Consider the following 7,957-nt stretch of genomic DNA (forward strand, 5'->3'; position numbering starts at 1 on the left):
GGCTACGGGCGTCGAGGGCTCCTCGCACTGGGAGCAAACGTACGGCGCGCTCAGCCTCCGCCGCCGGAGGCAAGTCCGGAACGGTCGGCATCGTGGTGCGGCTTCTCCTCAACGGGTGCCGGAGCAGCCACCCCCGGGGGACGCAGGACGGAGGCACCGAGCACCACGAACAGGATCAGGAGCGCGGGAATGCCGAGGGCCACCGGGAGTCCCGTGATGGTGCTGACTCCGCCGATCACCAGTGGGCCGATGAGGAAGCCGACGTACCCGAGGCTGACGACGAGGGACAGCGCCGCTCCGGCGCGTTCGGGATCACGCTGCCCCGCGGCCGAGTAGACCTGTGGAGCGATGCAGGACATCCCGGCACCCAGGCATGCGAACCCGATGACGCCGGCCACCGGGTGGCCGATCAGCAGGGCAGCGGTCATGCCCACCGAGGCCAGAACCCCGCAGCCGCGTACGAGCCGCACGGGCCCGAACCGCTCGGCCAGCCGGTCACCGAGCAGTCGCCCGACCGTCATGGTGACCGAGAACGCGGCGAACGCCGCCGTGGCGAAGGCCGGCGCGCTGCCGAGGCTCTCGTGCAGGTAGACGGCGCTCCAGTCCGCAGCGGTGCCCTCCCCCACCAGCGTGCACATGGCCAGCGCTCCGAGGAACAGGAGGTAGTACGAGCGCGAGACACCCCCACCACCGGCCCCTGTCGCAGGCACGGGCGATGTCGGCGGGACATCCTGCGGCAGGGCCCACCCCGCGGCCCACACCGCGAGCAGCACCACACCGGCACCCACGGCGGCGAAGGTGGCCTCGGGGCTCAGGTCCTGATGGGCGAAGAGCCCGCCGATCGCGGCGCCCAGGAAGCCGCCGATGCTGTAGACGGCGTGGAACGACGACACGATCGGGCGGCCCCATGCCCGCTGGACCTCGATCCCGTTCGCGTTCATCGCGATGTTCAGGGTGCCGTGGACGAGGCCGAAGAGAAAGAGCGCCGCCATGAGGGTGACCAGCGTCGGCATGAATGCCGGAGGGATGAGCAGCAGCCCTTCGAGGAGGGCCGTCGGCACCATGACACGCGTACTCCCCCAGCGGTCGACGAGTCTCCCCAGGCCCATCATCCCGACGATGGCACCCACGGCGAAGGCCAGCAGGGCAAGGCCGAGCAGTCCGTCACCCAGCCCGAGGTCGCTCTTGATCGCGGGGATACGACTGGTCCAGCAGCCGAGGGCTGTACCGAACAGCAGGAACAGCAAGGACGTGGCAACACGCGCCCGCACCAGTGAGCGACGCGCTTCGAGCTTCGGGTTCACGCGAGGCATCTCCATCCGTTGACGCGCCTGTTCTGCTGTCCCGCTTCGGGGATCCGGTTGTCCGCCGGTGCGTCTTCCTCGTGCGGGGAATTGCGCAGACCGGTTCCCGTGGGTCCGAGGGCGTGCACGGGAGTGGCTCGTCAGCCGGAGGACTACGACCGCGTGCGCGGTGTCCGGCCGGCCCCGGCGAGCTGGACCGGAATCGTCGCGATACGGAAAGAGAGCGCTCTCCACCCTCGGCCGCAACCTTAGAAAGTTCCCCCTGGAGTGTCAACGGGCTCCAGACATGCGCGAGTTGACGCTGATCACTGGACGTGGGCCCCGCCCCGTCGGAGTTGCTCGACGCGTATCTCAGCGGCCGTCCACACGATCGCCGGACGCTGGAGCTCGGCCTACCGGCCGAAGAGGTGCGCCGCCTTCGTCTTCCAGTGGCCTCCCTTCGCCGCGTAACAACAGTCCGACGGGAATCGATCGCGTCCGACAGAGGACGCGCGATCTCTCCGAACGATGGGTTCGATACAAGGAACGAGGCGCGAGAGACTAATCGGCGCGCGCAGCCTGGAACTGGTCAATACCGTCTGGCAGCCGACGAGTTCGAGTCCTCCTCGTCCCGGACGTCACGGAGTTTCCATGCCCCCGCAGATGAAGCTGACGGCGATCACACTCGACTGCGCCGATCCCGAGGCGATGGCCGCGTTCTATCGGGAGGCCACGGAATTGAGCTTCACCCCGGTTCCCACGCCGACTTCGCCGGCGTCACCCGCACGGACGGCCTCGTCATCGGCTTCCAGCGCGTCGATGGCTACCGGGCTCCGCGGTGACCCGGGCAAACCGTGCCGCAGCAGAGCCACCTCGACTTCACGGTCGAGGACCTCGACGAGGCGGAGACCCTGCTGCTGGAGCTGGGTGCGTCCAAACCGGAGCACCAGCCGGGCGGAGACAGGTGGCGTGTCTTCACCGACCCGGCCGGGCATCCCTTCTGCCTGACCGGGGCCTGACGCCGGAGAACGAACGGCGAGGCCGGGGTGGACCACATCGGCCGGCGGTGCGAGTAGCCCTCCCTCAACGGTCCGCCGACCAGGTCGAGAACCTGCTCGACCGCAGCCGCCAACGGGGCGGGGCCGCCGAGTTCGGCAACGGCCTTGTGGCCGTCCGGCAGGGCATTTGCCCCGTACGGGATCAGCGCCGAGCATTCTGCGCGGCGACCACTTCCCGGTGCCGGCCCACGCGTTGTGGTGGGCAGTCAGCAGATGGGCCGCCTCGCGCAGGGTGAAGTCGGCGAGCGCAAGCTGTTCGTACCGGCCGGCCGACGGGGCGTCGGCCAGGTCGTCCATCCAGCAGGTGAGTCCGTAGCGGCCTTGCTCCCATTCCGCCGGGGTCGACGGAGGAGCCCCCGGCCGCGAGTGCCGCGCGCGCCTCTGCGCGTGTACGCGACAGATCCCCGCGCGGGTCCAGCAGGGGCAGACCCTGGCCCGTGGATGAACAGCACCGTGCCGCGGCGGCGGGCCCTGTCCCACGCGAAGAACGTCGGCACGTCCGCGCGGGCGTTCGCGAACAGCTCGGCCGGACGGCCCTCGTACCGGACCACCTCGCGGCGACTGGTGTCCGGATCGGGCACCAGAGGTCGGGACCGGAAGCCCGGGGCGCGGCGGCGAGGACGGCGAGTGCGGCGGCTTGCGTCACTGGATTGCATGGCAGCGGCCGCCGACACGGTTCGGGCCGAACTCCCGCGGTCCTGAGGTGAGTCGAGGGCCGGGCGGCCTGGATCAACCCACTAGTAAGTTAGGTTAGGCTAATCTAAGGAACCGTGGAGTTCGCACACGGTCGTGCACGCGTCATCAGGGAGGGGGAAATCGCCCATGGGCCTGCCCAGCGCCGGCTCCTACCCGATGCCGGCCGCCGCCCTTCCCCGCTCACGTGCCGCACGGAGAATCGATCCCGAACGTGCCGCACTGCTGGTCCACACCATGCAGAACCACTTCGTCGGTATGTTCTCGGCAGTGTTCTCCCCCGTGGTGGAGCTCGTCGACGACATCGTGGCGCTCCGGGAACTCGCGGGGACGCTGGGCATACCGGGTCGTCTTCTCGGCCGAACCGGCCGGACAACCACCGGGGCAGCGCGGGCTCGTCGGCGAACTGTGGGGATCGGGTATCGGGGACGATCCGGACCCGCCGCGATCATCGAGCCTCTCGCACCTCGCGCAGGCGAGCACCTGCTGGCCCGCGTGCGCCCCAACGCCTCCCTCCGCAGCCATTTGGGCAGGCTGCTGCGTTCACCGGCCCGCGACCAGCTCATCGTCTGCCGGCTGCACGCACACCGTGGCGTCCTGCTGACGGCCGCGGACGCCCTCATGAACGACATCCAGCCGTTCGTCGTCGCCGACGCGGTGGCCGACCTCTCCGCCGAGCGCCATTCCCTGGCCCTGGGCTGGGCGGCGGACAGCGGCGTGGTCTGCGCGACGGACCGTCCGCTGCGTGATCTTGTCCCGCACCGGGAGCCGAAGAACGCGTGACCACTCGTGAATTCAAGAAAGCAGGGGCAGCGATGAGACCGGTCGTCACGGAGCTCGCGAAGGCGGACCGGTCCGGTGGGCTGCTTCTCCGGCCGGAACGGCGGGGCTCCGCGGTCGTCATCAAATTCGGCGGCAACGCCATGGTCGACGAGAGCCTGCAGCGGACGTTCGCCCAGGACGTGGTGGAGTTGTGGCGCGCGGGTCTGCGCCCGGTCGTCGTGCACGGGGGCGGGCCGCAGATCAGCGCGATGCTCGACCGCCTGGGCCTGGAGACCCGCTTCGAGGCGGGCCTGCGGGTGACCACGCCGGAGACGATGGAGGTGGTCCGCATGGTGCTGACCGGCCGGGTCCAGCGGGAACTGGTGGGCCACATCAACGACCACGGGCCGTTCGCGGTGGGGATGACGGGCGAGGACGCGCACACGATGACGGCCGTGCGCCGACCCGCCTGGGTGGACGGCCGGCCGGTGGACATCGGTCTCGTCGGCGACATCGTGGACGTGAACCCGGGCATGGTGCGCACACTCCTCGACCAGGGGCACATCCCGGTGGTCTCCCCCGTGGCCCGCGGCGAGGACGGACAGGTCTACAACGTCAACGCCGATCTCGCGGCGTCGGCCCTGGCAGTGGCCCTCGAAGCCGAACGCCTGGTGGTCCTCACCGATGTGGAGGGGCTGTACGCGAACTGGCCGTACAGCACCGAGGTGATCGAGCGTCTGACGGCCGACGCACTGGACAAGATGCTGCCGGGACTGGCGAGCGGGATGCTGCCGAAGATGGAAGGCTGCCTGCAAGCCGTGCGCGGCGGCGTGCGCACCGCTCATGTACTCGACGGCCGCGTGCCGCACGCGGTCCTGCGTGGCGTACTCGGCGAGACCGGCCCCGGCACCACGGTGGTCCCTGACGACAGCCCGGACCACGACGGACAGGCTGGATGACCGCAGCGGGTGACGTACCGCTCCTGTGACGCGGGAGCGCGGGACGGGCGCCCGCGGCACCCTGTTCCCGGCCCCGAACCGGGGCGGGATCAGCACCACCTGAACCGAATCCCGGCATACGCAGCCGGACTTCACCGGCGCGATCGCGCGGTGAAGTCCGGGGGGCGGGTACCGCCGGGCCGACGGTCACAGGACCCTGGCGAGGATCCTTGCGTTGCGCCGGGGGTCCAGGGAATCCGCCCAGGGCCGGGGTGCCAGGCGCGCGGTCGAGGGCGCGAAGCCGTAGCGGAGGAACAGGGCGCCATCGCCGGTCGTCGCCGTGAACAGGGCACCGAGCGACTGGGCGCGCGCCATGGCCACGACCGCACGCAGGAGCGCGGCCCCCACTCCGTGTCCCTGACTGTGCGCGGCCACGCAGAAGTTGTACAGAACGCCCGCGGATCCGCGGCACTCCCCCGGCTCCGCCGGGTGCACGCGCAGACCCACGCAGCCGTCGACGCGGCCTGCGGCCTCCATGACGAGGAAGTCGGCCGCGTGGGTGGCGTAGAGCGAGGCGGGCCGCTCCCGCAGCGCCCCCGAGCGCATGAAGGGCCGGGACAGTCCGGCGAGTGCGGCAGCGTCCCCCTCACGGGCGCAACGCACGGAGGGCGTCGGCGCGAGGAGCGCAGGCGACAGCGGGGCGGGACGCGGCGTGGCCGTGATCAAGGCTTTCCCTTCCTCGGTTCCGTTTCGAAGAACGGCTCGTCGCCGTGCAACTCCGACACAACAAGCGAGATTAGGTTAGCCTTACCTAAGTTGTGAGTCCAATCCCGTGCCGCCCTGCTGTCCCTTCAGCGCGGACGGACAGCCCGGCAGCTCCTCGCCACGAGGCGGTCAGGCGTCCATGGACTCCGCGAGGGACGTGGGTCGCAGATCCGTCCAGCGGTCCTCGATGAACTCCAGGCACGCGTCACGGGTGTTCTCCTCGAAGAGGATCACCCACCCCCCGGGCACCTCGGCGAAGGACGGCCAGAGCGAGTGCTGACCCTCGTCGTTCACCAGGACCAGGAAGCGGCCTTCGGGGTCGTCAAAGGGGTTGGTACTCATGTGTCATTGCCTCCTCGGGCCGACGGGCCGGTGACAGCCTCGCCGAGAGTGTGAATCAGGTCCGCGTGTGGTGCTCCCGCAACGCGATCACCAGCCCGTTCAGGAGGTGGATCAGGATGGAAGGGGAGGCCACCATTAGGTTAGGCTCACCTAATCGAGTCGAGCTTAGCCTTTCAATATCCCTCTCACAAGGAGACGTTCATGCGACCGGTGATCGAACGGGTCCCCGCCGAGGACGCCTTCGCCGCGTACGGACTGCCCGGCAGGCCCGGCAGCGACGAGTTCTGGGCGGCGGCGCGGACACCCGCGTCGGTCCCCGCCGACGACGGCGGCTGGGTGACCCTGTTCCTCCGGCGCGGGACCGGGGCGAGCATCGGCTTCGAGAGCTGGTCGGACTCGACACCCCTGAGCCGATGGGGCGACACGGACTGCTGGTACGCCGAGGTCCGCATGCCCGCGCGGCTGCGGGTGACCTACCAGTTCCTGGCCGACGACGCGGCGTACGCCGACCCGTTCAACCCGGTCGGTGCCGGCGGCGACCGCTCCATCGCCGCGACCCCGGACGCTCCGGCCCAGCCTCACTGGCCGCTGATCGGCGCCGACGACGTCCTGCCCGTCCCCCGCACCCGGATCCGCTGGGCAAGCGAACGGCTGGGCGGACGGCGCACGGTGCGGGTCCACCCGGTGAGCGGCGGCGGGCCGGTGGTACTGCTCCTCGATGGGGACGACTGGCTGTATCTGCACCCGGCCATGACCGCGTTCGACGCGGCCGTCGCCAGTGGTGAGATGCCTCCCGTCACTCTCGTCTTCCTGCCGGCCAAGGACAGGAAAGCCGAGTTCGGGTGCGGCCCCGGACTGTGGGAGGCGGTCCGGGACGAACTTCTGCCGCTGGTGGCGGAGTCCGGCGTGCCCGCCGACCCGGACCGGCTGGTGGTCGCCGGGCAGAGCCTCGGCGGACTGAGCGCGATGTACGCGGCACTGGAGTTCCCGGACCTGGTGTCCCGTGTCGCCTGCCAGTCCGGGTCGTTCTGGTGGACGCCCGATGCACCGGACCGGCCGGACCCGTTCGGTGGCCCGGAGGGCGGTGCCATCGCGGCGCGCCTGCGGGAGCACTCCGACCTGTCCGGTCTGCGGGTCGCGTTCGACGTGGGGGAACACGAGACGCGGATGCTGCCCCACTGCGGGCTCGTCGAGACCCTGGCCGAACAGGCCGGTGCGACTGTGCGGATTTCCCGGTCGCCGTCGGAGCACGACCGGGCGGGCTGGCGGCACGCCCTGCTCAGAGACGTCTCCTGGGCGCTCGCCTAGGCCAGGGCTGAAAGGCTCACGGGAACGACGCTGCCGGGCACCGCTCCTGGTCTCCTACACGCCCAGGGCGCCGACGCGGCCCCTCGAAGCGGTGGGGCGCGCCGGCTCACGTACGGTGTGCCGACGCACTGCTCACGCGGCCAGGACGACCGGTTCGCCGAGACGTTCGGCGGCCTCCCGCCAGGCGCCGGTCACCGCCGCACGGGCATGTTCGGTGCGGTTCGGCAGGTCGCCCGTCAACATGACCGGCGCCCCGACGTGGACGTGGAGACCCGGCCTGCGCAGCGGGGCGGTGCCCAGGCCCGCGAGCTGCTTGAGCGGGCTTCCTGACACGATTCGGCGGGACCCGGCCTGTCCCAGGGGGATCACTGGGGCTCCCGCTCGGTGGGCGAGGCGGGCCAGCCCGCTGCGGAAGGCTTCCGGGGCTGCTTCTCCCGCGTCCTTGCGGTCCGGGATACCGCCCTCGGCGTAGATCAGGACCAGACGTCCTCGGGCAAGGGCCTCGGCGGCGCCGTCGAGGGCGTCGCCGGCGCGGGCGTCGTGCCGGTGGACGGGAATGTGCCCGTCATGGGCGAGCGCACGCCCGAGCGGGGGGATGCGCCAGAGACCTGCGGCCGCGAGGACGACAGGCTCGACGCCGAGACGGCGCAGCGCGGCGAGGACCACGGCCGGGTCGGCCAGTGAGCTGTGGTTGGCGGCGATGATGCTGCCCGGGGCGAAGCGGACGTCGCTGTCGGTGGTGACCGTCAGTCTGCCGACGGCAGGCACCAGGGCGCCGGCGAGGCGACTGAGCATGGGCGGGTCCTCC

Annotated in this window: 7 protein-coding genes and 1 pseudogene; 4 read left to right on the top strand and 4 right to left on the bottom strand. The window is 70.9% G+C overall.

Annotated features, from left to right (window positions below):
- Positions 1-50: 50 nt before the first annotated feature.
- Positions 51-1,304 carry an MFS transporter gene (locus OG844_RS03535; RefSeq protein WP_406388029.1) on the bottom strand — a complete coding sequence of 418 codons (1,254 nt, stop codon included), beginning with the start codon at positions 1,302-1,304 and terminating at the stop codon, positions 51-53.
- Between the two features lie 630 nt (positions 1,305-1,934).
- Here OG844_RS03535 and OG844_RS03540 point away from each other — a divergent pair.
- From OG844_RS03540 to argB, 3 genes and pseudogenes are all read left to right on the top strand, one after another.
- Positions 1,935-2,302 (top strand): annotated as a pseudogene (locus OG844_RS03540) (VOC family protein).
- Between the two features lie 861 nt (positions 2,303-3,163).
- A complete protein-coding gene (locus tag OG844_RS03545) occupies positions 3,164-3,817 on the top strand; it encodes an isochorismatase family protein (RefSeq protein WP_406388030.1) in 654 nt (217 codons plus the stop codon).
- On the top strand, positions 3,814-4,755 hold the full coding sequence (gene argB, locus OG844_RS03550; RefSeq protein ID WP_406388031.1) for an acetylglutamate kinase: 942 nt from the start codon (positions 3,814-3,816) through the stop codon (positions 4,753-4,755). Before OG844_RS03545 ends, argB begins: the two co-directional genes overlap by 4 nt.
- 186 nt (positions 4,756-4,941) lie before the next feature.
- Here the strand turns inward: argB and OG844_RS03555 are convergent, their stop codons facing one another.
- On the bottom strand, positions 4,942-5,460 hold the full coding sequence (locus OG844_RS03555; protein WP_406388032.1) for a GNAT family N-acetyltransferase: 519 nt from the start codon (positions 5,458-5,460) through the stop codon (positions 4,942-4,944).
- A 168-nt stretch (positions 5,461-5,628) separates the two neighbouring features.
- Positions 5,629-5,841 (bottom strand): MbtH family protein, encoded by a 213-nt coding sequence (locus OG844_RS03560; protein WP_406388033.1) that lies wholly within the window; start codon positions 5,839-5,841, stop codon positions 5,629-5,631.
- Between the two features lie 201 nt (positions 5,842-6,042).
- Here OG844_RS03560 and OG844_RS03565 point away from each other — a divergent pair, with 201 nt between their 5' ends.
- Positions 6,043-7,149 carry an alpha/beta hydrolase-fold protein gene (locus OG844_RS03565; RefSeq protein WP_406388035.1) on the top strand — a complete coding sequence of 369 codons (1,107 nt, stop codon included), beginning with the start codon at positions 6,043-6,045 and terminating at the stop codon, positions 7,147-7,149.
- A 132-nt stretch (positions 7,150-7,281) separates the two neighbouring features.
- On the opposite strand, the gene OG844_RS03570 is transcribed toward OG844_RS03565, so the two are convergent.
- On the bottom strand, positions 7,282-7,944 hold the full coding sequence (locus tag OG844_RS03570) for a lysophospholipid acyltransferase family protein (protein WP_406388036.1): 663 nt from the start codon (positions 7,942-7,944) through the stop codon (positions 7,282-7,284).
- Positions 7,945-7,957 lie beyond the last annotated feature (13 nt).

It is taken from the genome of Streptomyces sp. NBC_00887 (assembly GCF_045207585.1).